23 protein-coding genes are annotated in these 24,047 nt (G+C 50.9%); 18 read left to right on the top strand and 5 right to left on the bottom strand.

What is annotated here, in order from left to right; all coding sequences use genetic code 11:
* Positions 1-220: 220 nt before the first annotated feature.
* From D0B88_RS18875 to D0B88_RS18865, 3 genes are all read left to right on the top strand, one after another.
* Entirely contained in the window at positions 221-925 is a 705-nt protein-coding gene (locus D0B88_RS18875) for a hypothetical protein (RefSeq protein ID WP_151059097.1), read from the top strand.
* A gap of 201 nt (positions 926-1,126) precedes the next feature.
* Positions 1,127-2,155, top strand: a complete 1,029-nt coding sequence (gene galE, locus D0B88_RS18870; RefSeq protein WP_007644780.1) for a UDP-glucose 4-epimerase GalE — start codon at positions 1,127-1,129, stop codon at positions 2,153-2,155.
* Between the two features lie 143 nt (positions 2,156-2,298).
* Positions 2,299-3,261, top strand: a complete 963-nt coding sequence (locus tag D0B88_RS18865; protein WP_007644784.1) for a calcium/sodium antiporter — start codon at positions 2,299-2,301, stop codon at positions 3,259-3,261.
* Between the two features lie 63 nt (positions 3,262-3,324).
* Here D0B88_RS18865 and D0B88_RS18860 read toward each other — a convergent pair whose 3' ends face one another.
* The 5 genes from D0B88_RS18860 to D0B88_RS18840 form a co-directional block, all read right to left on the bottom strand.
* Positions 3,325-4,272 carry a DegV family protein gene (locus D0B88_RS18860; RefSeq protein ID WP_007644786.1) on the bottom strand — a complete coding sequence of 316 codons (948 nt, stop codon included), beginning with the start codon at positions 4,270-4,272 and terminating at the stop codon, positions 3,325-3,327.
* Positions 4,273-4,478: 206 nt separating this feature from the next.
* Complete coding sequence (locus D0B88_RS18855; RefSeq protein WP_007644789.1) at positions 4,479-5,879, bottom strand: ATP-binding protein; 1,401 nt, start codon at positions 5,877-5,879, stop codon at positions 4,479-4,481.
* 3 nt (positions 5,880-5,882) lie between these two features.
* Positions 5,883-6,560, bottom strand: coding sequence for a response regulator transcription factor (locus tag D0B88_RS18850; protein ID WP_007644790.1), 678 nt, complete (start codon positions 6,558-6,560; stop codon positions 5,883-5,885).
* Positions 6,561-6,594: 34 nt separating this feature from the next.
* Entirely contained in the window at positions 6,595-6,990 is a 396-nt protein-coding gene (locus D0B88_RS18845) for a PepSY domain-containing protein (protein WP_151059095.1), read from the bottom strand.
* 93 nt (positions 6,991-7,083) lie between these two features.
* Positions 7,084-7,638 (bottom strand): glycine zipper 2TM domain-containing protein, encoded by a 555-nt coding sequence (locus tag D0B88_RS18840; protein ID WP_007644792.1) that lies wholly within the window; start codon positions 7,636-7,638, stop codon positions 7,084-7,086.
* A gap of 297 nt (positions 7,639-7,935) precedes the next feature.
* Between D0B88_RS18840 and D0B88_RS18835 the strand changes: the two genes are divergently transcribed.
* From D0B88_RS18835 to D0B88_RS18765, 15 genes are all read left to right on the top strand, one after another.
* Positions 7,936-9,189: a glutamate-5-semialdehyde dehydrogenase gene (locus tag D0B88_RS18835; protein ID WP_191966591.1), complete on the top strand. Its 1,254-nt coding sequence runs from the start codon at positions 7,936-7,938 to the stop codon at positions 9,187-9,189.
* A 4-nt stretch (positions 9,190-9,193) separates the two neighbouring features.
* Positions 9,194-9,832, top strand: coding sequence for a nicotinate-nucleotide adenylyltransferase (nadD, locus tag D0B88_RS18830; protein ID WP_151059091.1), 639 nt, complete (start codon positions 9,194-9,196; stop codon positions 9,830-9,832).
* Between the two features lie 57 nt (positions 9,833-9,889).
* Entirely contained in the window at positions 9,890-10,222 is a 333-nt protein-coding gene (gene rsfS, locus D0B88_RS18825) for a ribosome silencing factor (protein WP_007644796.1), read from the top strand.
* Positions 10,223-10,249: 27 nt separating this feature from the next.
* Complete coding sequence (gene rlmH / locus D0B88_RS18820; protein ID WP_007644797.1) at positions 10,250-10,726, top strand: 23S rRNA (pseudouridine(1915)-N(3))-methyltransferase RlmH; 477 nt, start codon at positions 10,250-10,252, stop codon at positions 10,724-10,726.
* A gap of 77 nt (positions 10,727-10,803) precedes the next feature.
* A complete protein-coding gene (gene mrdA, locus D0B88_RS18815; protein ID WP_151059089.1) occupies positions 10,804-12,810 on the top strand; it encodes a penicillin-binding protein 2 in 2,007 nt (668 codons plus the stop codon).
* A 3-nt stretch (positions 12,811-12,813) separates the two neighbouring features.
* Positions 12,814-13,968 (top strand): rod shape-determining protein RodA, encoded by a 1,155-nt coding sequence (gene rodA / locus D0B88_RS18810; protein ID WP_007644799.1) that lies wholly within the window; start codon positions 12,814-12,816, stop codon positions 13,966-13,968.
* Positions 13,969-14,004: 36 nt separating this feature from the next.
* Positions 14,005-15,036 carry a lytic murein transglycosylase B gene (gene mltB / locus D0B88_RS18805; RefSeq protein ID WP_151059087.1) on the top strand — a complete coding sequence of 344 codons (1,032 nt, stop codon included), beginning with the start codon at positions 14,005-14,007 and terminating at the stop codon, positions 15,034-15,036.
* Complete coding sequence (locus D0B88_RS18800; RefSeq protein WP_007644801.1) at positions 15,036-15,938, top strand: septal ring lytic transglycosylase RlpA family protein; 903 nt, start codon at positions 15,036-15,038, stop codon at positions 15,936-15,938. Before mltB ends, D0B88_RS18800 begins: the two co-directional genes overlap by 1 nt.
* 97 nt (positions 15,939-16,035) lie before the next feature.
* Positions 16,036-17,250 carry a D-alanyl-D-alanine carboxypeptidase family protein gene (locus D0B88_RS18795; protein ID WP_007644802.1) on the top strand — a complete coding sequence of 405 codons (1,215 nt, stop codon included), beginning with the start codon at positions 16,036-16,038 and terminating at the stop codon, positions 17,248-17,250.
* A gap of 304 nt (positions 17,251-17,554) precedes the next feature.
* Complete coding sequence (locus D0B88_RS18790) at positions 17,555-18,226, top strand: EboA domain-containing protein (RefSeq protein WP_151059085.1); 672 nt, start codon at positions 17,555-17,557, stop codon at positions 18,224-18,226.
* Positions 18,227-18,281: 55 nt separating this feature from the next.
* Positions 18,282-19,178: a TatD family hydrolase gene (locus D0B88_RS18785; protein WP_151059083.1), complete on the top strand. Its 897-nt coding sequence runs from the start codon at positions 18,282-18,284 to the stop codon at positions 19,176-19,178.
* A gap of 18 nt (positions 19,179-19,196) precedes the next feature.
* Positions 19,197-20,345, top strand: coding sequence for a 3-dehydroquinate synthase (locus D0B88_RS18780; protein WP_151059081.1), 1,149 nt, complete (start codon positions 19,197-19,199; stop codon positions 20,343-20,345).
* A gap of 2 nt (positions 20,346-20,347) precedes the next feature.
* The gene (gene eboE, locus D0B88_RS18775) at positions 20,348-21,451 is read left to right on the top strand and encodes a metabolite traffic protein EboE (protein ID WP_151059079.1); all 1,104 of its coding nucleotides are present in this window, start codon (positions 20,348-20,350) and stop codon (positions 21,449-21,451) included.
* A 58-nt stretch (positions 21,452-21,509) separates the two neighbouring features.
* Positions 21,510-22,874 (top strand): alkaline phosphatase family protein, encoded by a 1,365-nt coding sequence (locus D0B88_RS18770; RefSeq protein WP_151059077.1) that lies wholly within the window; start codon positions 21,510-21,512, stop codon positions 22,872-22,874.
* Positions 22,875-22,964: 90 nt separating this feature from the next.
* Positions 22,965-23,684, top strand: coding sequence for a UbiA family prenyltransferase (locus D0B88_RS18765; protein WP_191966473.1), 720 nt, complete (start codon positions 22,965-22,967; stop codon positions 23,682-23,684).
* Positions 23,685-24,047 lie beyond the last annotated feature (363 nt).

Raw genomic sequence — 24,047 nt, 5'->3', positions numbered from 1 at the left:
GTGCGTACACAGCAAAAACGCTCGCATTGTGCGCACTATTTTGGTGCTAAGGCTTGTTTCGTTTTTGGTATTCAATCTTGTATTCAATGGCTAACTTTTTGATTTTTATAAAAAAAATAAAATTGGCGTGGTATCTGCAATAGTCAGGTCAGGCTAGTGTGAATTATCAATAGCTGCATTAAAAGACAATTTAAAAGACCATTAATTAGAGGAAGAACTCATGAAAATGAAACAAAAGTTAGTTGCTGGTGCAATCGCTCTTTCTGCAATGGCAGGTTTTTCTGTGCCAGCCGTTCACGCTGCTGAAGTTGCTGCCTCTGTTGGTGCTTCCAACATGTATTACTGGCGTGGTTTTGATTTGGGTGGTGGTGCTGCGTTGATTGGTGACATCAATGTCAGCAGCAATGGTTTTATTGCCGGATTATGGACCTCTTCTGGTGACGATGCTTCTGTCGATGGTCTTGGCGGTACGGAATATGACATCTATGTTGGTTATTCAGGTAGTGCTGGTGACTTTTCTTATGGTGTGAGCGTTGTATCTTACGTTTACCCTACCTTGGGTGAAGAAACCGAAGAAGGCGCCCCTTCTGCGGTTAAGCCTGGTGAATATGTAGAAGTAATCCCGTTCATCGGTTACGGTCCATTTAAAGTTACTTATTATGATGCGGTAGTTGCTGATCATGCTCCTTTGGCTGATGAAGATTACAGTTATGTAACTGCTGAACTGAACTTTGAAAAATTTGGCTTCAAATACGGCCAGCATATGGATGATGTAGGTGTTGTAGATGGTATTTCCCACATTGATGCAACCTACAAGTACAACGATAAGCTCTCGTTCACTGTAGGCAAAATCATTGATGACAATGATGGCGCTGTAGATGACGAAGTGAATGTTGTGGTGACTCTGTCTCTGCCAATCATGTAATTCTGACGTTATTCAGTTATGCAAAAAGGGTGAGCTTCGGCTCGCCCTTTTTTATTGGGGTTATTTTGCGATTTATCGATGTTTCATCTTATTTAAATAATAATTATATGATTTAATAAAAGATTCTTCCGTAGCCCTTATGTTGTGTTGGTAAGTCTGTTTCAATGCACGCCTGCGGCTTTTATTTATAAGGAATCTTACATGTCTCGCACACCTATTCTTGTAACCGGCGGTGCCGGGTTTATTGGCAGCCACGTCTGCGTGGAGCTTATCAATCATGGCTATTTACCGGTGGTGGTGGATAACCTCTGCAACAGTAAATTTGAAGCGCTCAAGCGCGTGGCAACTATCGCCGGTGTTGAGCCGGTGTTTTATGAAGTGGATATCAATGACAAAGAGGCTATGCGCAAGGTGTTTGCTGCGCACAGCTTTGCGGCAGTGATGCACTTTGCCGGTTTGAAAGCGGTTGGTGAATCCAACCAAATTCCCATGAAGTACTACCGTTACAACGTGGCGGGTAGCCTGTCGCTGACGGAGGTGATGGAAGAGTTTAAGGTCTGGAAACTGATTTTCAGCTCATCCGCTACGGTGTATGGCGACCCGGTTTCAGTGCCGATTGATGAATCCTTCGCGACCTCTGCCACTAATCCTTATGGCCGCAGTAAATTAATGGTTGAGGAGATGATGCAAGACATCGCCAAGGCTCCCAAGAGTCAGTGGAACATTTCACTGCTGCGCTATTTTAATCCGGTCGGTGCTCATGAAAGCGGCATGATTGGCGAAGATCCAGCCGGTATTCCTAATAATTTGCTGCCCTTTGTGGCACAGGTAGCAATTGGCAAACTCAAGGAATTAAGTGTGTTTGGCGATGACTACAGCACGGTTGATGGAACCGGTGTGCGCGACTATATCCATGTGGTGGATTTGGCTAAAGGACATGTCGCTGCCTTGCAGGGTTTGGATAAATCTGGCGTCGGCTGCCGCGCCTATAATCTGGGTACGGGCCGCGGTTATTCTGTGCTGGAAATGGTGAAGGCGTTTGAAGTTGCCAGTGGCCGCCCTGTCCCATACAAAATTGTGCCGCGTCGCGCTGGTGATATCGCCAGTTGTTATGCTGATCCAGTCAAAGCTAAAAGCGAGTTAGGGTGGACGGCTGAGTTTGGCCTGGAGCGCATGATGCAGGATGCCTGGCGCTGGCAATCTAAAAACCCGAATGGGTACGATAGTTAATCGCTGCTACCACAAGCTGCCCGTTGAACAAAAAGCCTGCGCATCGCGCGGGCTTTTTTGTGGCTGACGAATCATTAGGGTTTAGGCAAAGCGTAAATTTACCGTTATAGTTGCGACCAAATTTAAACTCTGGAGGCTTATCCATGATTCATTTGTTCTGGTTATTTGTTGGCTTGGTATTGCTAACGGTTGGTGGTGAGGCGCTGGTGCGCGGTGCTTTGGCTGCAGCCCGACGGCTTGGTGTGTCGCCGTTGTTGGCGGGTTTGGTGATCGTCGGTTTTGGAACATCGGCACCTGAATTGGTGGTGTCGGTGCAGGCGGCAATCAGCGGCTCGCCCGCAATTGCATTGGGCAATGTGGTGGGAAGTAATATTGCAAACATCCTGCTGATCTTGGGTATTAGTGCGGTAATCATGCCCTTGGTAACCCATATCAAGTCCTTGCGTCGCGATGGCCTCACCATGCTGTTTGCAACGCTGTTGTTCATGGGGCTTGCGAGCTTTGGCGGTTTGGGGCGTCTGGAGGGGATTTTAATGCTTGGGTTCCTTACGGCCTATCTGGTTTGGGCATATCGTACTGAACGTGAGGATACTTCCAGTCCTGAGGCCCAGCTCCATCAAGCTGAGTCTGAAGAAATTGAAGTTGTCCCTATGACTATACCCATGACACTACTGGCGACCATTGGTGGTCTGGCGATGCTGATTGTGGGCGCGAATCGATTCTTGCTTGGTGCGGTTGGTTTGGGGCAGGAGTTGGGGGTGCCAGAGGCAATTATTGGTTTGACAGTGGTTGCAGTGGGAACTTCGCTGCCTGAATTAGCTGTGTCAATTATTGCGGCTATTCGCAAGCATGCAGATGTTGCCGTGGGTAATATTATTGGCAGTAATATCTTTAACATCCTTTGTATTTTGGGTGTGTCATCGATTATTTCGCCTTTGCCCCTTGAGGGGCGTCTGCTCAACATCGATCAGTTCGTTATGTTGGCGGCCGCTGTGATCCTGTTGTTGTTCCTGTTTTTTGGATTGCGCTTGTCACGTCTTAAAGGAGCTATTTTGCTCGCTGGTTACGTCACTTATATTGCCGCCATGTTTGGCTTACAAAGCTAAAGGTGATTTTTTGGTATTGCTACAAACCCCGGTGAATCCGGGGTTTGTTGTTTAAGGCGATAGTTAAACCAGATCTTTATCGGTCGCAAAGGACAGGGCGAAGGATTTGGGGCCTACATTGACAGCGCCGGTCATGCTCATCATTGATAGCATGGTTTTGATGTTGGATTGTTTACAAAACTCGCGGAACTCCACGAGTACCGGTTCATCCTTAATCTCTTCCAATAAACCGCCGTAGCTCATGGCGATGACGTCGCTGGTCAGGCCCTGCTGGATTTGCTTTTTCACGTGTACCAGCAGCTTTTCCAATGCTCCCAGAAATCCTTTACCGGTATCGATTTTGTCGGTATTGCCGCGGTGTAACTGCACAATCGGACGCAGGTTCAGCGCGCTCGCTAACTTGAAGTTGACCCAGGATATATTGTTGTCACCTTTGCGCAGATGGCGGCGTTCACGCATGTATGACAGGTCGTTAGGAATTAAATAGCCGTAAACCTGATCACGCATATTGTCGATTTCACGGATCGATTTATTGAGCGGCAACTTATCTACCTGAATGCGTTTTACCAATTCGTAAACTAGCAGTGCATGGCCGGTGAACATGGACATGGAATCGTAGAGGCGGATGCGAAAGGGGGCGCGGCCTTCGTTGCGCTCCAGCTCGCGGAATTTGGGTTCATTGACCAATGCCGCTTCTGACACGCGTTTGAAGACATCACTTTTTTTGCTGTTGATGGTGACAACTTGCACCAGGTCGTATTTGGGGAGCAGGCGCTGTTTGAGAATATCGGTCATATCGTTAACCGAGAGTGGGTCTGATTGCGCCAAACCATACACGTCGCGGCTGTGGTTTTTGTAAAAATTGAGCATGGTTTGTGGGTCGCGGTAATCCAGCTCCTGACCTTTGGCGTGATTGATATAAATAGGCAGCACTTCTATGTTGTGCTGTTGAATAAATTTAGCGGGCAAATCGCAGGTTGAATCTACGGCAATGCAAGTCCTGGCGGTCATGGCTCTTCTCTCCTCGAAGTCTTTCTTTTTTGACAAATGAGTGGGGCGCCGTCCATGGTAGATGTTGTGGTGTTCACGTCGCTGTGTGCACAATTCTTGGTGATGGTGCCAGTATCGGCGGTTGTTGACCCTCGTACCAGTCGCGAAAAGCTGCGTATGTTGTGAGGTTTGGAGGGGGAGTTGTGTGCGCTTTGGCTTACAGCCTGTCAGTCGGAAGCGGTGGGGAGTGGCAGCAGAATGCTAAAGCGTGCGCCGCCCAAGTCGGAGCGGCTGATGTGTATGTCGCCGTCATAGCTGCGGATGATCTCGGCGGCCACAGCCAGGCCAATCCCTTGGCCGGGTTGGTTGGTGTCCAGTCGCTGGCCGCGCTCCAGAATCCGTTCGGTCTGGTCTTCGGGGACGCCGGGACCGTCATCTTCTATATCGATACAGAGTTTATTGGCGCTTAGGCTTGAGCTCATGCGCACTTCTTTGTAGCCATACTTAAAGGCGTTCTCCAGCAGGTTGCCGAGCAGTTCCATCACATCCTGTTCATCCCCCGCGACGACCGCGTTAGGCGAAAGGTCCAATGTCTGTTTCATTTGTTTGTTGGCGTACACCTTTTGCAGTGCGGCAAACAGGCGCTGTGCAATGGGTTCAATACGGGTGCGGCGGAAGCTGCCCTGTTGCTGGCTGGAAACGGCGCGCTGTAATTGATAGGTCACTACCTGGCTCATGCGGGCAACTTGTTCGCTGGCAATTTGTTGCAATTCACTGTCAGATTCAGTGCCTTGCCCGAGTTTACTTTGCAGCACGGCGAGCGGTGTTTTCAAACTGTGCGCAAGGTCGGCGAGGCTGTTGCGGTAGCGCTGGCGCAGCGCTTGCTCGCGCTCAAGTACCTGGTTGAGGTTGTCGACAATTTTTTGTAATTCTTTGGGATGTTCGCCGGCAATATTGCTGGTGTCTCCGCTTTGCATCTTTTTTAGCGCCACGGCGAGTTTGCCCAGCGGGCGCAAGCCCCAGCGTAAGATCATGGTTTGGGCGATTAGCAGGAAAATCCCTGCTGCACCCAGCCAGCGCCACAGTTCATTGCGATAGGCTTTGAGTTCGGCTTTGAATTCAGTCGCCCCGTGAACAACCACAAAATAAAAGGGCGTGGGTTTGCCGCTGGCACCCTCCCAATTAACGGCGTAACTCGCCACAAAATACCGCTTTTTATCCAGCACTTGCTCGCTAAAAACCAGCTGGCCGGGGGAGTCTTTGGTAACCACTTTGCTGAAGGCGGGTGGGTCGAGTAGGGCGGCAGAGTTGGAATGCCAGACCAACTTTTCTTTGCCGTTGAAAATATAGCCATAGAGCCCGGAGTTGGGGTGTTCAAAATCAGCCTCGCTGAGGGTGACGGGCATTCTTAAACTATCAAACCGGCCATTCCGTCCTTCCGGTTCGGCGACACTGAATAGCAAATTGATATGCCCGCGTAGTCGCGAACTCTCGGCGACATTCAGGCTGTTTTCGAAGGCGCGGTCGAGAAAAAAGCCGGTCAACCCCAAAAATAATGGTAGCAATACGGCCGATGCCAGCAGCAGCCGGGCGGCAATAGAGGAAAAGCGCGCCTTCAGTCTGGACAAGGCTTATTGAACATCCAGATTGAAGCGATAGCCCAAGCCCCGTTGGGTGCTAATTAAGTTGAGGCTGCCGTCCGGGTCGAGCTTTTTGCGCAGGCGTCCGACAAAAACCTCAATCACATTGCTGTCGCGGTCGTAATCCTGCGCATACAGGTGTTCGGTAAGCTCGCTTTTGGAGATGTTTTTGCCCGCATGTAAGGCGAGATAGGTGAGGGTGTTGTATTCAAAGCTGGTCAATTCAACTTCGGTGTCATCGCGGTGTACGCGCTTGGCGCTGGTATCGATGGTGATGGGGCCGTAACGCAGCACCGAGGAGGCGTGGCCGCTGGCGCGGCGTAGCAGGGCGTGAATGCGCGCGCGCAACTCTTCCGGATGGAAGGGTTTGGTGAGGTAGTCGTCGGCACCGGCTTCGAGCCCTTGCACCTTGTCTTGCCAATTGCCGCGCGCGGTCAAAATTAAAATAGGGAAATTGCGCGATTTGCTGCGCAGCTCGCGGATCAGCTGGGTGCCGTCCAGCAGCGGCAGGCCCAAATCGATAATCGCCAAATCATAGTCGTATTCACTGCCTAAAAATAAACCTTCACGGCCATCGGCAGCGCTGTCGCAGGCGTACTTTTCGTCTGCCATCAGGGCGAGAATTTGCTCGCGCAGGGGTTTTTCGTCTTCGACTATCAATATGCGCATAGGTGAATCCTGACCTTATTATTCAGAGGCTGGGTTATTGATTGAGTAACTGACCGGTTTGACCGTCCACATTGATGACGCGCATGCGGCCGCCATTGAGCACTTTAACACCGTAAATAACCCCGGATTCACCGCGCTGGCTATTTACGCTCATCACTTGGCCGCCCACTTTGGTGCGTACCAGTGCCGCCGCTTGGGCCGGGGAGAATTTCGGTGGTACGGGTTCGTCGGGTAAGCTTTGGTTGTCGATTAATGAATTGCTGGGCGCGCTGGAGGCCAGGCCCATATCACCTTCCAGCAGCGAGGGGTCGGCAAGGGCTTGGGTGCTGGCCAGCGCAAGGCTCGCTGCCAGAATACACTGGGTCAGGCTGACCCGCGCTTGGCGCATAGCGATGGATAACACGGCGCGGAAGGTATTTGACTGCAACATAACAAATTCCAACTGGGTAATAGCACTGCTTCACTATCGCCGCTGATGGGGCAAAGGTCAATTCGGCCTCCGCCCGGAGGGGACTAACAGTGACTAGTAGCGATCTCTGACATGCACAATACGGTCGCCGGGGTGGTGGCGGGTATTGGTAGTATAGACGCGACCATCATAGCGGTAGGTGACATCATAGCCCACCAGTTCGCGCTGATATTCGGTGCGGTAACGGGTAGTGCACACCTCGCGATCTTCATAGCTGGTTACCCGACGACTGCCGCCAGCGACATTGTTACCAACTGCTGCACCAATCAATCCGCCCGCTGCTGTGGCGTGACCGTTACGGCCTACTTCATGGCCGATAGCTGCACCAATCAAGCCGCCTACCACGGTGCCTTGGAAAGAGTCGCCGCCGCGACGTTCGGTATAGGCAACTGTTTCGACATGGCAGGAATCCACCGGCACTCTTACGGCAACCTCGCGATAAACGGGTGTGCTGCGCACTACCCGGGCATAGTCATCGCGATATTCCACATAGTGGCTGTGCCCGTGTTTGTGGTGATGTTTGTGTTTGTGCTTGCCATCGGCGAGGACATTGTTAGCCAGCAACAAACTGATGCCGGCCAGCGCGCTGATTGCTAACAACTTTTTCATGATGTGACTCCTGAGAATGATCTTGCGCCAGTCATTAATGGTGGATGGCTGACGCCGCGGTTACGTCTTGTGCAGTGATTGCACAGGATCAGACTAGTCCTCATAAACTGAATCAAAACTGAAGCTTATCGGCCTATTTATGGCGCAAATCATTTTCTTGTGCGCCCCATCGCAATTGTGTGAATCGGCCAAAAGACTGAAATAAAGGCGCAAGCAGCGCCAACTTTGGGCGGCACTCAGGTTATAATCGCGGCCATTTTTTCCGGATTACCCGCAACAGGTTGTTTCATGTCTGAATTGAACGTCAAAGAATATATGGCCGAAGTTGGCCGCAAAGCGCGTGCTGCCTCCCGTGTGATTGCCGCCGCACCCTCTGCAGTGAAAAATGCAGCGCTCTTGGCGATTGCCACTGAATTGGATAAATCCCGTATCACCCTGGTTGCAGAGAACCAAAAAGACCTGGCCGCCGGTAAGGCCAATGGTTTGGATGTCGCCATGCTGGATCGCCTCGCCGTTAAACCTGCGGCGATTGATAGCATGATCGAAGGGCTGCGTCAGGTTGCTGCGCTGCCTGATCCCTGTGGTGAAATCACTGGGATGAGCTATCGCCCGAGTGGTATTCAAGTGGGGAAAATGCGGGTACCACTGGGCGTGGTAGGCATTATTTATGAATCCCGACCGAATGTGACGATCGATGCAGCGAGCCTGTGTTTGAAATCCGGCAATGCTGCAATTTTGCGCGGCGGCAGTGAAGCCATTCACTCCAATCGCGCCATCGCCAATTGTTTGCAGGCTGGCTTAAAAGCCGCTGGCTTACCTACCGATGTGGTGCAGGTAATTGAAACAACGGACCGCGCTGCTGTGGGTGAGTTGATCACCATGCCGCAGTTTGTGGACGTGATTGTGCCGCGCGGCGGCAAAAGCCTGATCGAGCGTATTAGCAACGATGCCAAGGTACCCGTGATTAAACATCTCGACGGTATTTGCCATGTGTATATCGACGATAAGGCGGATCTTGATAAAGCCTTTACCATTGCCATGAATGCCAAAACCCATCGTTATGGTGTGTGTAATGCGATGGAAACCTTATTGGTTCATGAGACAGTTGCCGCCGATATTCTCCCGCGCCTTGCTGCCGCCTTTGGCGAAAAAGGTGTTGAGCTGCGCGGCGATGAAAAAACCCGCGCGATTATTCAGGCCAATGTCGCCACCGAAGAGGATTGGGCGACGGAATATCTCGCGCCGATCTTGTCGATTAAGCTAGTGGCCGGTTTGGATGAAGCCATTGCACATATCAACCAATACAGCTCGCAGCATACCGATGCCATAGTGACTGAAGACTATACCCGCGCGCGCCGTTTTATCACTGAAGTGGATTCAGCGTCGGTGATGGTCAATGCATCCACCCGTTTTGCGGATGGTTTTGAATACGGTTTGGGGGCGGAGATTGGGATCTCCACTGACAAAATCCATGCGCGCGGCCCCGTTGGTCTGGAGGGGCTGACCTCGCAAAAATGGGTGGTGTTTGGCGATGGGCATATTCGTCAGTAATTAGATGATGCGCAAATGTATCGGTATTTTTGGTGGCACCTTTGATCCTATTCATATCGGTCATTTGCGCTTGGCACTGGAATTAAAACAACAGTTGGCGCTGGATGAAATGCATTTGCTGCCCTGTTATTTGCCGCCCCATCGCGCTGCGCCGGGCGCCAGTGCCGGGCAGCGAGTGGACATGTTGCAGCTGGCCTTGCATAACTGCCCCGAGTTGCAGATAGATAAGCGCGAACTACAGCGCGATAAACCTTCTTATACCCTGGATACGCTCAGGGAAATACGTGCGGAGCAGGGGGGGCAAACAAGTCTCAGCTTGTGCATGGGTATGGATAGCTTTTGCACCCTGGATACCTGGTACGAGTGGCAGCAGTTAATTCGCCTTGCGCATATTGTGGTGGTAGAGCGCCCTGGCTATGAATTGCCAGCTGTAGGACCAGTGGCGGAGCTTGTGCGTCGTCATAGTGCCGATGTCGCCGCGATTAAAACGGCTGCGATGGGGGCAGTCGTCATTGTTGCGCCGCGCCTGTTACCGGTATCGGCCACGGATATTCGCGCACAGCTAAAGACCGGGCAGTCACCGCAATTTTTACTGCCGGATGCTGTCCTTGAATACATCCATGCTCAGCAGTTGTACCGTTAAATTGTTATTTTTTATTTTCTAACACAGTCTGATTTTTTAAAACTTATAGGTAATTGAATGTCTGATTTAAACCAAGCGATCATTAACGCCCTTGAGAACCTCAAAGGCAAAGAGATAGTGACGCTCGATGTGCATGAACTCACCGATGTGACCGACACCCTGATTATTGCCAGCGGTACCTCCAGCCGTCACACCCGCTCGCTGGCGGAAAACTTGGTGGAAGAGACTAAAAAGGCCGGTTTTCGCGCTCTGGGTGTTGAGGGGCTGGACGCCGGTGATTGGGTGCTGGTCGATTACGGCGATACCATTGTGCACGTGATGCAGCAGGAAGCGCGCGATTATTACGAGCTGGAAAAACTCTGGTCAATGAAACCCGCTAATCGCCTTTAACGTTAATGAGTGACGGGTTAACAGCGAATGCGTATTCGTATTATAGCCGTGGGCACCAAAATGCCCGACTGGGTCGAGCAGGGTTACGCGGAATACGCCAAGCGTATGCCGCGCGATGTCACGGTTGAAATGCTGGAGTTGCCGCTCGCCCAGCGCGGCAAAAATACCGATATCGCCACTGCCATGGCCAAAGAAGGCGAGGCCATGCTTGCGGCGATTGAAAAAGGTGGCAAGGGCGAGCAGGTAATTGCGTTGGATGTAAAGGGCAAACCCTGGAGCACTGAACAATTGGCAGAGAATCTCGCCAGCTGGAAGATGAGCGGTTTTAATTATTGCTTATTGATTGGCGGCCCCGATGGTTTAGCGCCCGAATGTTTGGCCATGGCATCGGTTAAATGGTCTCTGTCACCGCTGACCTTACCCCATCCATTGGTTCGCATTCTGGTCATTGAACAGTTGTATCGCGCCTGCAGTATTTTGCAAAACCATCCTTATCACAAATAACATCGGCTGTTTGCACCCCTAAGGGCTGCGATGGCCATAACTTCAATTACTGATTTTGATCAACCTCTGGCCCAAGAATGCAAGAAGACCAACAGTTTAAAGATCACCAGCGCGAGGCTCGATTATTCCGCAATCGCATTCTGGTGATGGCCGCCTTTATGCTGACCTTGGTCTCTACCGTGGTGTATCGCTATTACGATTTGCAAATTGTGAACTACGAGGAGTATGCCACTCAATCCGAGCGCAACCGCGTGCATGTACAGCCGGTTGCGCCTACCCGCGGGTTGATTTTTGACCGCAACGGCGAGTTGCTCGCCGACAACAAGCCCAGTTTTACTCTCTATGTCATCAGCTCCAGTCAAGATGAGCTGGATGCGACCATCGATTTACTAAAAAGCCTGATCGAGGTCACCCCTCTGGATCTGGAAAAGTTTTACAAGGCCAAAAAACAGCGGCGCCATTCACTTGACCCGGTGCCCCTGCGCTATCGCCTCACCGAAGAAGAAATTGCCCGTTTGGCGGTTAATCAGCATCTGCTTGACGGGGTAGAGGTGAATGCAGAGCTGGTGCGTAACTACCCATACCGCGACCTGTTTGCCCATGTTATTGGTTACACCGGGCGCATCAACGAAAAAGAGGTGGCCGCATTTACTCCCGAGCAAATCCAGCGTTATTCAGGCACTCACTCGGTTGGCAAAAGCGGTATAGAACTCAGTTATGAAGATACCTTGTTGGGGCAGGTGGGGAGCCAGAACGTAGAAACTAATGCTCGCGGTCGGGTAATGCGGGTTCTGGATCGTATCGACCCCAAGCAGGGGGGCGATTTGCACCTGCATCTTGATTCCCGTCTGCAGGAAACTGCGACGGCAGTTATGCGCGGTCGGCGCGGTGCCGTTGTCGCGATTGATGTAAAAACCGGAGGGGTCTTGGCGGCTGTCAGTTATCCCGGGTTTGACCCCAATTTATTCGTGACGGGCATCAGTGTTCCTGAGTATCGCGCGCTCAACAATGACATAGATACCCCTTTGTTTAATCGCTTCCTGCAGGCCCAATATCCGCCCGGTTCAACGGTCAAACCGGTGGTGGGCATGGCGGGCTTGTATCATGGTTTTACCGATGTTAACCGCACCATCGCCGATCGGGGTTTTTATACCCTGCCAGGCAGCTCGCGTATTTATCGCGACTGGATTCTGGCTAAAACTGGCGGCGGTCACGGTATGGTCAACCTGAAAACCGGGCTTGCTGAATCCTGTAACACCTATTTTTGGGATTTGGGGGTGCGTATGGGTATTGATCATATGAGTGAGTTTGGCGCCCATTTTGGTTTGGGCATGCTGACTGGGATCGATATTCCCAACGAGCGCAGAGGTGTGTGGCCATCCCGCGAGTGGAAGCGTGCCACCAAAGGTCAGGCCTGGTATCCGGGTGATACAGTGAATATGTCCGTGGGGCAGGGGTTTGTGTTGACGACCCCCATGCAATTAGCGGTTATGGCGTCCACCATTGCCAACCGTGGCACTCGCTTTCGCCCGCAATTGGTGAGGCAGATTGGCGATCAACCACAAGCGCCGATCATTGAAAGCCAGTTGGAAACCAAGCCTGAATACTGGGATGCCATCTTTGACGGCATGGCCGAGGTAATGCACGGCGCCCGTGGTACGGCGCGCAGGGCGGCCGAGCGGTCTGAATACCGAATGGCTGGCAAGTCGGGGACAGCACAGGCAGTAGGTATAGCGCAAAATGCCAAGTACAACTCCGGTTTGCTCAAGGAGCGCCATCGTGACCATGCCTTGTTTATTGCGTTTGCGCCGGTGGAAAACCCGCAAATCGCGGTAGCGGTGATGTTGGAAAACGCCGAGGGCGGATCCAGTCAGGCGGCACCGGTGGCGCGCGCCATGATGGATGCCCACCTGTTGGGTTACTACCTGAAACAGGATGAATTTGTGCCGCCGCTGGGCTATCACCATGCTGCCATCGTCAAGCGCGCCAACAACTATATCGCTGAGCGCAAAGCTGCGCGTGAAGCGGCGGCTAGCAGCAGTGCCGCTGCATCATCATCAGCCCTCAGTGCTGCAGGAAACTGATTGATGAGTAGACAGGATTTTTTACGGCGTATGCCCGAGGCTGCCAGTGCATTCAGTCGCCGGGCGCGGCTGGCGGAGCGCTTGCACATCGACTTCTTTTTGCTGGGACTGCTGCTGATATTGACGGTGATAGGCTTGACCGTGCTCTACAGCGCCAGCGGTCACAACTTGCCGAGCGTGGAAAAGCAGGCCACTTTTTTTGTGATCGCTTACATCACTATGTTTGTGGTGGCGCAAATACCGGTGGATTTCATGCGGCGCATGGCCCCCTTTGCCTATGTGGGCGGCGTTATTCTGCTGGTTGCAGTCACCATCTTTGGCAATGTTGCTATGGGCGCGCAGCGCTGGTTGCAAATTGGCGGCTTTCGCTTTCAGCCTTCTGAAATTATGAAGCTTGCACTGCCGATTGCGATTGCTGCTTATTTGAGTGGGCGTTTTTTGCCGCCGCGTTTCAAGCATGTGTTGGCGGTGCTGGGGCTTATTGGTGTGCCTACGGCCTTGATCATTGAACAGCCTGACTTGGGCACCTCAATCCTGGTCGCGACTTCGGGCATTATGGTGCTGTTTTTTAGTGGATTATTGTGGCGTTACATCGCGGCGGCGGTCGTGGTCTTTCTCGCCAGCCTTTGGCCTATTTGGCATTTTATGATGCATGACTATCAGCGCCAGCGGGTGTTAACCATGCTTGACCCCACGCAAGACCCGCTGGGGACGGGGTGGAATATTATCCAGTCCAAAACAGCGATTGGCTCTGGCGGCCTCTCGGGCAAAGGTTGGATGGAAGGCACCCAATCGCGGCTGGATTTTCTGCCGGAGGGGCATACAGATTTTATTATCGCGGTGATGTCGGAAGAGTTTGGTCTGCTTGGTGTGCTGCTGCTGTTAACCATCTACGCCATGCTCATTATTCGCGGCTTGATGATCGCACTCAATTCGCAAAACACCTTTGGTCGCCTCTTGGCGGCGAGTATTAGCTCCACGTTTTTTGTCTATGTGTTCGTCAATATGGGTATGGTATCGGGCATGCTGCCGGTGGTGGGGGTGCCCTTGCCCCTGATTAGCCAGGGTGGAACCGCGATTGTTGCGCTCTTTGCCGGCTTCGGCATTTTGATGGCCATATCAACAGAGAAAAAACGGGTAATGACTCCGCAAGGTTAACGACCGGGGGCGGGGCACAACAGGAATCGAGGTCTTATGTTTTCTTCAATACGTTGTTTAGCAAAAAAATCACTGCCGCTGTTGCTGGGTGCGGCGCTTCCGGCCTGGGCAGATTACAGCCAGCACCCTTTGGCGCCAGCATTTATCGACGAAATGGTACAGCAGCATGGTTTTACGGCGGCCGAAGTGACGCAGTTGTTAAACAAGGCGGAAAAACGCCAGCCGATCCTGGATGCAATTGCACGCCCGGCAGAAAAGTCCAAAACCTGGAAAGAGTATCGCCCTATTTTCATTGTGCCCATGCGCGTGGCTAATGGCGTTGCCTTTTGGAATGAACATCGCGCGGCACTGGCGTTGGCTGAAAAAGAATACGGTGTGCCCGCCGAAATTATCGTGGCGATTATTGGCGTGGAGACTAACTACGGCCGCAATATGGGCAGCTGGAAAGTGATTGATGCCCTGAGCACACTGGCGTTTGATTACCCACCGCGCGCACCATTTTTCCGCTCGGAGTTGGTGAATTATTTAATTCTCACGCGTGAACAACAGCATAATCCGCTCGAATTCAAAGGCTCTTACGCGGGCGCTATGGGCTACGGGCAATTTATGCCCTCCAGCTACCGCAATTATGCGGTTGATTTTAGCGGTGATGGTTTTACCGATATTTGGAACAACCCCACCGATGCGATTGGCAGTGTGGCCAATTATTTTAAACAACATGGCTGGCAGACAGATAAGGCAGTAGTGGTACCGGCAAAACTGTCGCAGGCGCGCAGTAAAGTGATCGCCAACGACGCATTTAATAAAGTGGTGCCACCCACACTGACATTAAATGAATGGAAAAAAACCGGTGTGGTCCCTGTCACTAAGGCGAGCGGCAAGATCCCGGCTATCGCCATTGAATTTGAAGGCGTAAAAGGTCTGGAATATTGGTTTGGCCTGCAAAATTTTTACACGATTACCCGTTATAACCGCAGTCCGATGTATGCCATGGCGGTGTATGACTTGAGTGTAGAAATCAAAAATGCGATGAATAAATCCAACCAAAAAGTAGCGGGAGCAAACTAATGCAATGGGTGGCGCGCGCAAAACAATTTTTTGGCAGATGCCAGATTTATTTTCTCTGTCTGCTCGGCCTGTGTGTTTTGCTTGCCGCTTGTTCCGCACCACAAAAAGCGCCCACTGGAAAAACCAAACCGCCCTATAATCCCAACGATGGGCGCTATGCCCACGATAAAGATTTTGGCCCGGATGAAGATGTCGATCTGTCTCACGTGCCAGATGCGGTGCCGCGTTATGAAGTGCGCACCCGTGCGGGCAACAAAAATCCCTATACCGTGTTGGGCAAAACTTATCACTTGATCGCAGATGAGTCTTCATACAAAGAGCGGGGTTATGCCTCCTGGTATGGTAAAAAATTCAACGGGTATCGCACCTCAAACGGCGAAGTCTACGACATGTACGCTATGACCGGCGCGCACAAAACCTTACCTATTCCATCCTATGTGCGGGTGAAAAATCTCGACAATGGTAAAAGTGTCGTGGTGCGTATTAATGATCGCGGGCCTTTTCATCACGGGCGAATTGTTGATTTAAGTTATGCCGCTGCCCAGCGTATCGGAATTCATAAAACAGGAACCGGACGTGTTGAAGTTGAAATCGCGTTGCCGAATGACGCAGCACCGGTGCCTTTGCGTGCGGGTGGTAATTCCGCTGCACAGGTCGAGTCTGCGTTGCCACCAGGTACTTATTTGCAAGTTGGTGCTTTTTCGCAAAAAAATGCAGCGCAGCAATTTGCCGCAAGTATTGGCACTAAATTAACCTATCCACTCACTATTAATTCTGCTCAGTCGCCCAAAGAAATTCACCGTGTGCGTGTTGGCCCATTCGCCAATGCTAAATCCTTACAGGAAGCGCGCGATCAATTGGCGCGCATAAAAATATACGAAGCCCATGTGGTTTATCAGTAACGGTGGCAAAGTGATTCAGGTTTGATTCACTGCGCTGCTTTACTGTTACAATTCGTCATTCATTTTTATTTTTCGTTTTAAAGAGTGTTATCTCATCATGATTAAACAAATTGCTGCCAGTATTTTTCTTGCCGGCGCGAGTATCGCGTTTGCGCAACAGCCTTCGGCTCCTGTCCCTGCTACCACTTTGCCAACTCCTACACCCGGTCAGGTTGTTCAGCAACAGCCACAAGCAATTCCCTCTGCGCCGCAATTGGCGGCTACGGGCTACATTTTGGTAGATGCCACTACTGGAGCGATTGTTGCGGAGTTTAATTCGGCGGAACGCTTGCCTCCCGCGAGCCTTACTAAAATGATGTCCAGCTATTTGGTGGTGGATGAAATTGAGAAGGGGCGAATTAGCGAAGACTCACTGGTAAATATCAGTGTTAAAGCCTGGCAGATGGGCGGTTCGCGCATGTATGTAAAAGAGGGCACCCAGGTTCCAGTAATCGATTTGCTGCGCGGGGTAATTATTCAATCCGGTAATGACTCTACGGTTGCTTTGGCCGAATATATTTCCGGCAATGAAGATGCATTCGTGGATTTAATGAATCAAACCGCCGCCCGCCTGGGCATGGTCAGTACCCATTTTGAAAATTCATCGGGCTGGCCCGCCGAAGGCCACTTAACTACCGCAAAAGATTTAGCGGTGCTGGCGCGTGCGATTATTAATGATCACCCAACCCATTATCCTCTGTATGCGGAAAAGTATTTCACCTACAACAATATTCGCCAGCCCAACCGCAACACGCTGTTATTCCGCGACGACGCGGTGGATGGTTTAAAAACTGGTCACACCGACGAGGCGGGCTATTGTTTGGTGGCCTCAGCCAAGCGTGATAACACCCGTTTTATCGCTGTGGTAATGGGCACTGAGTCAGAGCGCGCGCGCGCGGCAGAAACGGAAAAGTTATTGGCCTATGGTTTCCGTTATTTCCAAACTACATCGCTGTATCAAGCGGGTCAGCAAGTAGGTACTTCCCGTGTATGGGCGGGTCAGGCCGACGAAGTCAGCCTCGCGATACCCAAGGATATAGTGCTCACTCTGCCCAAGGGACGCGAGCAGTCACTGCAAGCAAAAATGCATATCAACGAAATCATCAAAGCGCCGATTGCAGTTGGTCAGGAGCTGGGTAACCTTACGGTGGAATTGGATGGGCAGCTGTTGGTAAATACCCCAATCGTGGCGGTTCAGGCTGTAGAAGAAGCGGGCTTTTTCGCGCGTTTATTGGATAACTTGAAATTGTTCTTCCGCAATTTGTTTAGCTAAGCCATTGTGGCTCTATATTGCTTGTATCGCAGTATAGGGCCGCTTATCCACTACCTTGTGCTTTTTTGCCCCGCGCGGTTCAGGTAAATCCCCTCTCTTTTCTTTTCTTAGCGATTCTTCGCTTTTCCCGTTTCGTTGGTAATGGTCTAATAAAGTCATATTTATATTGGCTGGCTTGTCATCAGGGATTTGGTGGGTGCTAATACCTTGCATACGTATTCATCTTGCTCCGCTCTCCTGCCTAAAACTACCCTGAGGTTGAAGCAAGATAAAAACAATAACCTTCTCCTAAAAGCTGCAAACCATGAGTAAACCCTGTCTGGCGCTATTGAATAGTGTGTTGGCAGTGCGTGTGAATTCAACCACCCAGGAATTTATACAGCGCACTCAGGATCAAATTTCCACTGGCGTTACGGACGATCGATTTACCCAGCTGGTTTCGTTGGCGAGCCGGCATGTGCCGCGCCAGCCGCTTGCCCCCTCTGGTGCGGACCTTGAACGCGCCGCCGCGTTAATTCCCGGATGGAGCCCCAAGGCCTGGAGCTTGCTGGATACGGTGCGTGTCAGTTTTGTGCTGGCGCGCGCGGATCTGGCGGAGCCCGCCTTTGCCCAGCGTTTTAATCAATGGTTTCGCTTTGCCGATGAGGGTGAGTCCTGCGCTTACTATCGCGCGCTCTGTTTATTGCCTGAGTCACAACAACATGTCTGGCGCGCCGCCGAAGGGTGTCGCACCAATATGCGCTCGGTCTTTTCTGCTGTCGCCTGCGATTCGCCGTATCCGTTTTTGTATTTCGACGCTCTCGCCTGGAATCAAATGCTACTCAAAGCTTTATTTATTGGCGAACCGCTGGGCAATATTTACGGCGTTAATTTGCGTACTACGCCAGAATTAGTCGCGATGGTAAATGACTATATCGATGAACGACGCAGTGCCGGGCGCGATATTCCAGCGGATGTGCAGTTATTAGTGGGGTAATAGGCCTCAATATTTTCTCTGTCAGTGCGACAGACAATCACCGGGAATTTTAATTATGAAATTTTTTGATCCGCATATTCATATGTGCAGTCGCACAACAGACGATTACCAGGCCATGGCCGCCGCCGGCATTCGCGCCGTGATTGAACCGGCGTTCTGGTTGGGGCAACCGCGCACCAATGTCGGTTCGTTTATCGATTACTACGCCAGCTTAATTGGCTGGGAGCGCTTTCGCGCCTCGCAATTCGGTATCGCCCATTACTGTGCCATGGGCTTAAATTCCAAAGAGGCCAACAACGAAGGTCTAGCACGCGAAGTATTGGAAATTTTGCCGCAATTTATTTTAAAAGAAGGCGTGGTCGCGATTGGCGAAATTGGCTACGACGAAATGACACCCGCCGAAGAATATGCCTATCAAGCGCAATTAAAAATGGCAGTGGATTACGACATGCTGGTGATGGTGCATTCGCCCCATCGCGATAAAAAACGCGGCGTGTTGCGCTCCATGGATGTCGCGCGCGAAATGGGTGTGCCCATGCACAAACTCATTATGGATCACAACAACGAAGAAACCGTGCGCGACGTATTGGATTACGGCGCCTGGGCGGCGTTTACTATTTACCCCAATACCAAAATGGGCTCGGCGCGCATGGTGGAAATTGTGCGCGAATATGGCCCTGAACGCATTATTATCGACAGCTCCGCCGACTGGGGCGTGAGCGATCCGCTCGCGGTTCCCAAAACCGCGCAACTGATGTTAGAGCGCGGCATTGATCCCGCTGCCGTTGAACTCACCACCTGGACCAATGCGATTAGCGCCTACGCCCAGTCGGGTCAAATTGATGTGGATGCGTTAATGCAAACGCCGGTGATTGATCAGCGCCAGTCTTACAGTGATAACTCGGTATTGCGCGGGCAAAAACCCCGTGTTGACGAACCTGTTCCCAACTAAAAGACGTAGTAAAAAAAGATGTCGCAAATTATCCAACGCTTCAGTGTCAGCTATGAATTTCCGGTGAGTTTTACCCGGCATACCTTTGCAGTAGAAAACCCGGTGCTGCGCGAAATTCTGCAGCGCGCTGGCGATCGCGAGCATAAAGTATTTCCGGTTATAGACGCTGATGTATTGAAAAATCACCCGCAATTAATAGATGACCTAGCGGAATATGCACGCTGTCACAGCGATACGATTAATTTAATTCTACCGCCGTTAATTGTGCGCAGTGGTGAGATTTGCAAAAGCGATCCGCAAGAAGTCGAAGAATTCTATCGCCTGACACAGGATTACAAAATCGATCGTCACAGTTTTGTACTGGTGATTGGCGGTGGTTCTGTGATTGATGCGATGGGATATGCGGCAGCAACAGCACACCGCGGTATTCGTTTAATTCGTATGCCCACGACCGTGCTGGGGCAAAACGATGCGGGCATCGGTGTAAAAAATGCGGTGAACTTTTTAGGCCGCAAAAATTATTTGGGTACCTTTGTACCGCCCTTTGCAGTGATTAACGATTTTGCTTTTTTACAAACCCTGCCCAAACGCGACCAACGCGCCGGTATTGCCGAGGCGGTAAAAGTCGCGCTGATTAAAGACGCGGATTTTTTTAATTGGCTGCACGAGAGTCGCCACTTGCTCGCTGAATTTGATGAGCAAGCGGTAGCCTATATGATTCGTCGCTGCGCCGAATTGCACTTGCATCATATCGCCACCAGCGGCGACCCCTTTGAGTACGGCAGCGCGCGTCCACTCGATTTTGGCCATTGGTCGGCACATCGCCTGGAAGAATTATCCGGCCACGATTTACGTCACGGCGAAGCAGTCGCGATTGGCATTGCGCTGGATTCACTCTATTCCGCCAACATGGGTTTTATTACCCAAACACTGTTGGAAAAAATAGTGGCAACACTGCGCGATTTGGGTTTTAACCTGAGTCACAGTGCGTTAACGCGCCTGGATATTCACAAAGCCCTGCAGGATTTCCGCGAGCATTTGGGCGGGGAATTATGTATTACCTTATTAACTGGCGAAGGGCAGGCGGCGCAATTTAATCATATTGAGCTTGATGTGATGCAGCGCAGTATTGATAAATTACTTAGTGATTTTCCGGCCACCAATTGACCATGCGCCAATTAACTTACTGCAGCAATATTCACCCCGGCGAATCCTGGCAGCACGTGCTGGATAACCTTGAATCCCACGGCTTGAGTGTAAAACAACAAGTTTCACCTAATGCGGCGTTCCCGCTCGGGCTGCGTATCGCCCAGCAGGCCAGCGTTGAACTGGACGATAAAAAAATCGCCGAGTTCCGCACCTGGTGTGAACAACACGATTGTTACTTGCTTACCATTAACGGTTTTCCCTACGGCACATTTCATGATCAGCCGGTAAAAGAAGCTGTCTATGAGCCCGACTGGCGCACGCAGGAGCGAGTGGTTTATACCCAGCGTTTAGCCGATCTGGCGGTGGCTTTAACCACGCGTGCGCAGCAATTATCGATTTCCACTGTACCTATTGCCTATAAACAAGGTTTTGCGGAAGCCGATTGGCCGCTAGTGCGCAAAAACGTAATCGCCGTACTTGAGCATTTAAAATCACTGCATGACCGCAATGGCATTCTGATCCAGTTGGCGCTGGAACCTGAACCCTGCTGTGTATTAGAAACCACCGCTGAAACCATCGACTTTTTTGCGCGCATGGATTTTCCGGCGGAACTAAAAACCTACATTGGGATTTGTTTCGACTGTTGCCATCAGGCGGTAGAGTTTGAAGATGCCGCCGATGTGCTCGCGCGGCTGCGCGCTGCCAATATCACTATTGCGAAAGTACAAGTCTCCAGTGCCCTGCGGGCGCAAGACGAGCAAATTGCCACGCTAATGCAATTTAACGAGCCGGTGTATTTGCATCAGGCGGTTGCCAAACATGCGCAGGGTTTGCATCGTTTTAGCGATTTGCCGGAGCTGCAAGCTGCACTTGAAAATGGCGAAGTTTACAGCGAATGCCGTGTGCATTTTCATGTGCCGATTTTTATCGATAACCTCGGGCCATGTACCACCACGCAATTTTTCCTGACCGATTTTTTACCGCAATTGGATGCGTCTATTCCATTAGAAGTGGAAACCTACAGTTTTAAAAATCTGCCCGCCCACTTACGGGATTACCCGCTGGATGTATCCATTGCGCGCGAATTGCAGTGGGTGAAAAATCTGCTCGGCCAAAATAATTAAGATTTTTATGGATACCCGCGTTCGCGAGTATGACGAAAAAATACAATAGGTAAGTTTTATGCAACGAACGCTGGTGATTAATGTGGTGGGGCTAACGCGCAATTTAATTGGCGAGCACACACCCAACTTACAAAAGTTGCTGGGCAACAGTGTGGATATAAAACCCATGGTGCCCGCCGTGACCTGCGCCGTGCAAGCCACTTACCTCACCGGAAAAACACCGGCAGAGCACGGCATAGTTGCCAACGGCTGGTATTTTCGCGACCTTAATGAAGTTTGGTTGTGGCGGCAGAGTAACCGCTTAATTCAAGCGCCCAAAATTTGGGATATAGCACGCGCAAAAGATTCGTCGTTCACCTGCGCCAATACCTTCTGGTGGTATGCCATGGCCACCGGTGCCGACTACACACTAACGCCGCGCCCGCTCTATTGCGCCGATGGTAGCAAGCTGCCGGATTGTTATACCTACCCGCTGGAATGGCGCGAAGAATTATCGCAAGAACTTGGGCCATTTCCCTTGTTTCAATTTTGGGGGCCAGCGACTTCCATTAAATCCAGCGCCTGGATTGCCGACGCCGCGATAAACGTGGAGCTAAAAAAATCCCCCAGTTTGCAATTGGTGTATTTGCCGCATTTGGATTACTGCTTACAAAAAGTCGGCCCCCAAGGCGATATCAGCAAAGACCTGCAAGAAGTGGATGGATTGGTGGGCAAACTGCTCGACTTTTTTACCGCGCGCAATTGCCGGGTGATTGTGTTATCTGAATACGGTATTGGCGCGGTGGACACACCGGTACACCCCAATCGTATTTTGCGCGAAGCGAATTTACTCGCGGTAAAAACCGATTTGGGGCGCGAGTATTTGGAAACTGCAACCAGTAAAGCCTTTGCCGTGGCCGACCATCAAATCGCCCATGTATATATTCAAAACGCTGAATTAATTCCCACCGTTAAACAATTATTTGAGCAGCAACCTGGCATTGCGCGGGTGTTGGATACAGAAGGAAAACGCGAGCTGGGCTTGGATCATGAGCGCTCGGGCGAACTTATTTTATTGGCCGACGCCAATGCCTGGTTTACTTATTATTATTGGCTGGACGATAACAAGGCGCCGGATTTTGCACCCACAGTAGAGATTCATCGCAAACCCGGTTATGACCCCTGCGAATTATTTTTCAATCCCAAATTGCGTTTCCCTATGCTGCGCATGGCGGGTAAGGTGCTGCGCAAAAAATTAGGCTTCCGCTATTTAATGGATGTGATTTCCATGCAGCCGGAACAGGTAAAAGGTTCACACGGCTTGGCATTGCCTGGTGCAGACTCTACGCCGATTTTTATGTCCACCGAGGCGCGTCTGGTGCCCCGTGAACCTATTGCCGCCACTGACGTATGCGATTTAATGCTGCGCCATGTGTTTGATTAACTTTTATGGATACTCGCGTTCGCGAGTATGACAAAAAGTGTATTTATCAGAAATTTCTTGGCGTTCAACTTTGTCTCTTGGGATATGTACATGAAAATAAAACCACTCTTGGCTCTGTGCCGTATCAGTAACTTGCCCACAGTGTGGATGAATGTGCTCACGGCCGTGGTGTTAATTGATCATGCTGTTCCTGCTACGGTGCAGTGGGTGTGGCTGCCGGTATTGGCGCTTGCGCTGTCGGCATTTTATTGCGGCGGCATGGTGCTGAATGATCTGTGTGACTATCAATGGGACAAACAACACCAACCCTATCGCCCGCTGGTGACTGGCAGTGTCAGCGTAAAAACGGCGGTGATTATTGCGATTACATTATTTTTAACGGGTTTTATTCTTGTCGCACTCACACCCTTTGCGCTGGCAGGTCTGTGTGCTGCAAGCGCACTGTTTGCAACCATTGCAATTTATGATGTGTTCCATAAAAAAACGGCCGCCAGTATTTTGGTAATGGGGTTAGCGCGTGCACTGGTATTTGTAGTGGTGCTTATGGCGTTAACCGCCCAGTGGTTGCAGTGGGTGATTATTGCCGCCATATTGCAGTTTCTGTACACCCTATCGCTAACCTTTGTTGCACGCTATGAGCATATGCGCGGCAAACCTTACACCGGGCCGGTTATTCCACGCATGATTGCGGGCATGGCGGTGGTGGATGGCATATTGCTCGCGCTAGTGGTTGCGCCAGTTTGGTTATTGGTTGGCATCGCGCTGGCAGTATTAACGCGTTTTGGTCAACGCTATGTGCGTGGTGACTAACACTTTATCCGTTAATTTCTCAACCAATGCTAGCTGCTTGAAGTGATGCGGCTAGCAAGTGGTTTTCCATTCGACTATGGGTTGCTCCGCTGTTACGCGATGTAACTAATTGTCACCCAATACTTTTGTATTCCCTGCCTGAGTTTTCTGCATACGTATTCATATTGCTTGCAACAACGGAACAAAACTATTCTGCAATGGCGATGGTGATCGTTTTAATACTTTTGTGTTAGCGCAATCATCTGCTTTCTCGCATCGATCAATACAGTAAAAAAACAACACACTAAAAAAATAAAGTAATTCGAACAAGTATCACCCTGCGTTGTTTCAGCGCCTTACAAATACTCTTACGTTACAAAAGAC

This window comes from Cellvibrio sp. KY-YJ-3 (assembly GCF_008806955.1).
Classification (GTDB): Bacteria; Pseudomonadota; Gammaproteobacteria; order Pseudomonadales; family Cellvibrionaceae; genus Cellvibrio.
Note: the sequence above shows the minus strand (reverse complement) of the source record. Positions and strands in the feature narration are given on the sequence as shown.

What these genes read in the sequence shown, in the direction of transcription:
- D0B88_RS18875 (WP_151059097.1), top strand. Translation starts at nt 221, where the DNA reads ATGAAAATGAAACAAAAGTTAGTTGCTGGTGCAATCGCTCTTTCTGCA.
- galE (WP_007644780.1), top strand. Translation starts at nt 1,127, where the DNA reads ATGTCTCGCACACCTATTCTTGTAACCGGCGGTGCCGGGTTTATTGGC.
- D0B88_RS18865 (WP_007644784.1), top strand. Translation starts at nt 2,299, where the DNA reads ATGATTCATTTGTTCTGGTTATTTGTTGGCTTGGTATTGCTAACGGTT.
- D0B88_RS18860 (WP_007644786.1), bottom strand. Translation starts at nt 4,272, where the DNA reads ATGACCGCCAGGACTTGCATTGCCGTAGATTCAACCTGCGATTTGCCC.
- D0B88_RS18850 (WP_007644790.1), bottom strand. Translation starts at nt 6,560, where the DNA reads ATGCGCATATTGATAGTCGAAGACGAAAAACCCCTGCGCGAGCAAATT.
- D0B88_RS18845 (WP_151059095.1), bottom strand. Translation starts at nt 6,990, where the DNA reads ATGTTGCAGTCAAATACCTTCCGCGCCGTGTTATCCATCGCTATGCGC.
- D0B88_RS18840 (WP_007644792.1), bottom strand. Translation starts at nt 7,638, where the DNA reads ATGAAAAAGTTGTTAGCAATCAGCGCGCTGGCCGGCATCAGTTTGTTG.
- nadD (WP_151059091.1), top strand. Translation starts at nt 9,194, where the DNA reads ATGATGCGCAAATGTATCGGTATTTTTGGTGGCACCTTTGATCCTATT.
- rsfS (WP_007644796.1), top strand. Translation starts at nt 9,890, where the DNA reads ATGTCTGATTTAAACCAAGCGATCATTAACGCCCTTGAGAACCTCAAA.
- rlmH (WP_007644797.1), top strand. Translation starts at nt 10,250, where the DNA reads ATGCGTATTCGTATTATAGCCGTGGGCACCAAAATGCCCGACTGGGTC.
- mrdA (WP_151059089.1), top strand. Translation starts at nt 10,804, where the DNA reads ATGCAAGAAGACCAACAGTTTAAAGATCACCAGCGCGAGGCTCGATTA.
- rodA (WP_007644799.1), top strand. Translation starts at nt 12,814, where the DNA reads ATGAGTAGACAGGATTTTTTACGGCGTATGCCCGAGGCTGCCAGTGCA.
- mltB (WP_151059087.1), top strand. Translation starts at nt 14,005, where the DNA reads ATGTTTTCTTCAATACGTTGTTTAGCAAAAAAATCACTGCCGCTGTTG.
- D0B88_RS18800 (WP_007644801.1), top strand. Translation starts at nt 15,036, where the DNA reads ATGCAATGGGTGGCGCGCGCAAAACAATTTTTTGGCAGATGCCAGATT.
- D0B88_RS18795 (WP_007644802.1), top strand. Translation starts at nt 16,036, where the DNA reads ATGATTAAACAAATTGCTGCCAGTATTTTTCTTGCCGGCGCGAGTATC.
- D0B88_RS18790 (WP_151059085.1), top strand. Translation starts at nt 17,555, where the DNA reads ATGAGTAAACCCTGTCTGGCGCTATTGAATAGTGTGTTGGCAGTGCGT.
- D0B88_RS18785 (WP_151059083.1), top strand. Translation starts at nt 18,282, where the DNA reads ATGAAATTTTTTGATCCGCATATTCATATGTGCAGTCGCACAACAGAC.
- D0B88_RS18780 (WP_151059081.1), top strand. Translation starts at nt 19,197, where the DNA reads ATGTCGCAAATTATCCAACGCTTCAGTGTCAGCTATGAATTTCCGGTG.
- eboE (WP_151059079.1), top strand. Translation starts at nt 20,348, where the DNA reads ATGCGCCAATTAACTTACTGCAGCAATATTCACCCCGGCGAATCCTGG.
- D0B88_RS18770 (WP_151059077.1), top strand. Translation starts at nt 21,510, where the DNA reads ATGCAACGAACGCTGGTGATTAATGTGGTGGGGCTAACGCGCAATTTA.
- D0B88_RS18765 (WP_191966473.1), top strand. Translation starts at nt 22,965, where the DNA reads ATGAAAATAAAACCACTCTTGGCTCTGTGCCGTATCAGTAACTTGCCC.